This window comes from Propioniciclava sp. (assembly GCF_036744435.1).
Taxonomy (GTDB): Bacteria; Actinomycetota; Actinomycetes; order Propionibacteriales; family Propionibacteriaceae; genus Propioniciclava.
In genome coordinates this window covers 1-2,150 of record NZ_DAIOIA010000226.1, presented here as the reverse complement: position 1 = coordinate 2,150, position 2,150 = coordinate 1, and the positions used below count along the sequence as shown (strand labels likewise).

The 2,150-nt window shown below is 71.9% G+C and carries 3 protein-coding genes; 2 read left to right on the top strand and 1 reads right to left on the bottom strand.

The features are described 5' to 3' along the window. The coding region (locus V7E09_RS15440) for a DUF1349 domain-containing protein (protein WP_324523717.1) at nucleotides 1-509 on the top strand (509 nt) is incomplete at its 5' end. 24 nt (nucleotides 510-533) lie between these two features. Here V7E09_RS15440 and V7E09_RS15435 read toward each other — a convergent pair. Continuing rightward, nucleotides 534-1,313: an isoprenyl transferase gene (locus V7E09_RS15435; protein ID WP_324523716.1), complete on the bottom strand. Its 780-nt coding sequence runs from the start codon at nucleotides 1,311-1,313 to the stop codon at nucleotides 534-536. Nucleotides 1,314-1,397: 84 nt separating this feature from the next. Here V7E09_RS15435 and larC point away from each other — a divergent pair. Continuing rightward, nucleotides 1,398-2,150 (top strand): nickel insertion protein (gene larC, locus V7E09_RS15430; RefSeq protein ID WP_324523715.1); only part of this gene is annotated, 753 nt, incomplete at its 3' end.

Below are 2,150 nucleotides of genomic sequence, written 5' to 3'. Positions count from 1 at the left end.
ACCTGGTGGTGAGCGCCGCCGAGGGCTCGGACGCGTGGCGGATCACCTCCTACGGGTTCATCCACGACAGCGAGCACGCGCTGCTCGCGCCGTTTCCTCCCGAGAGTGCCGTCGAGGTGGAGTTCACCTTGGCGCTGTCCGAACAGTTCGACCAAGCGGGCGTCTTCGTGCAGGCCGATGCCGAGACGTGGGTGAAGGCGGGCGTCGAGTTCGCCGACGCCTCCTTGAACCTGGGCGCCGTGGTGACCCTGGGGCGGTCGGACTGGTCCTCGGCTCCCGTGCCGGACTGGGATGGACGCCGGGTGACCATCCGCGTCAGCCGCAGTGGAGATGCCCTGACGGTGCGCGCCCGCGTCGATGAGGAACCGTTCCGCTTCGTGCGGCTGTGCCCGATGGAGGCCACCCGGTCGCTGCAGGCGGGTCCGTATCTGTGCGCCCCGACCCGATCGGGGTTCAGCGTCCGGTTCCATCGGTGGTCGCTCACCGAGCCGGACGCCTCCCTGCACTGAACCGGCGACGCAGCGTCCGCCTGGTCACGGCGTCACCTGATTGGGGACCGCACCGCCGTAGCGGCGATCCCGGCGGGCGTACAGGTCGAGGGCCTGCCACAGGTCGCGACGGTCGAAGTCGGGCCACAGCCGGTCCAGGAACACCATCTCGGCGTAGGCCATCTGCCACAACAGGAAGTTGGAGGTGCGCTGCTCCCCGGAACTGCGGATGAACAGGTCGACGTCGGGGACCTCGGGGGCGTACAGGTGGGAGGCGAGGGACTTCTCGCTGATCCGGTCCGGATCGATGCGTCCGGCGGCAGCGTCGCGGGCGAGCGCACGGACGGCGTCGATGATCTCTGCGCGACCGCCGTAGTTGACGCAGAACTGCAAGGTGAGCGTCGTGTTGTGGGCGCTCATCTTCTCGGCGGTCTTGAGCTCGTTGATGACGCTCTTCCACAGCCGGGGGGCGCGCCCGGCCCACACGATCTTGACGCCCAGGTCGTTGAGTTCGTCGCGGCGTCGATGGATCACGTCACGGTTGAACCCCATCAGCCAGCGAACCTCGTCGGGGGAGCGCTTCCAGTTCTCGGTGGAGAACGCGTAGGCGGACAGGTACCGCACCCCCGCCTCCACGGCACCGTGGATGGTGTCCAGCAGGGCGGCCTCACCGCGGGCGTGGCCGTCGGTGCGGGGGAGATTGCGTTCCTTGGCCCAGCGACCGTTGCCATCCATCACGATCGCGACGTGGCGGGGCAGGAGCTTGGCCGGGATCCGCGGCGCGACGGCGCCGCTGGGATGGGGCCGGGGCGGCTGGGAACTCACGGATGAAGGGTAGCGCGGGGCAACACGCGGACACCGGCGACACCGGCGGGGGCGCGTGCGACAACCTGGGCGAGAATGGCGGGCATGCACGCGTGGTTCGACATCTCCGCCGGGGTCGCCGGCGACATGCTCCTGGGCTCCCTGCTGGACGCCGGAGCGGACGCCGCAGCGGTCGCGGCCGCGATCGAGGCCGTCGCCCCCGGATCGGTTCGGCTGGAGGCCGAGCAGGTCGTCCGGGGCGGGCAGCGGGCCACCAAGGCACGGGTCCGCGTCCTGGTGGAGGATCCGCCGCACCGGAGTTGGGCGACGATCCGGGCCACACTGACCACCGCCGCGCTGGCCGACGTCACCCGCGAGCGGGCCCTGGCCGCGTTCGGCCTGCTGGCGGACGCGGAGGCGCGCGCCCACGGGATCGACGCCGACGCCGTGCACTTCCACGAGGTCGGCGCGCTGGACTCCCTGGCCGATGTGGTCGGCAGTTGCGAGGCGCTGCGCACCCTGGGGGTCACGGCGGTGACGGCCTCGCCGGTCCGGCTCGGTGCCGGACGCGTCCGCGCCGCCCATGGCGACATTCCCGTCCCGGTCCCCGCCGTCGCCGAACTGGCGGTGGGGTGGCAGGTCTACGCCACCCCCGAGCGGGACTCGGCTCACGGCCACAGCCACGGTCACACCGGGGCCGAGCATGCGCACCACCATGGCGGCGGAGTGGGCGCGGCGGATCTCGCGCCCACGCCCGACACCCCCCATGGAGACGCCGACGACGACCATCGGCACGGTGGCCCCGACCATCCGCCCCACGACCACGGCCATGGGGGCCACGGGCACGGGGACCACCAC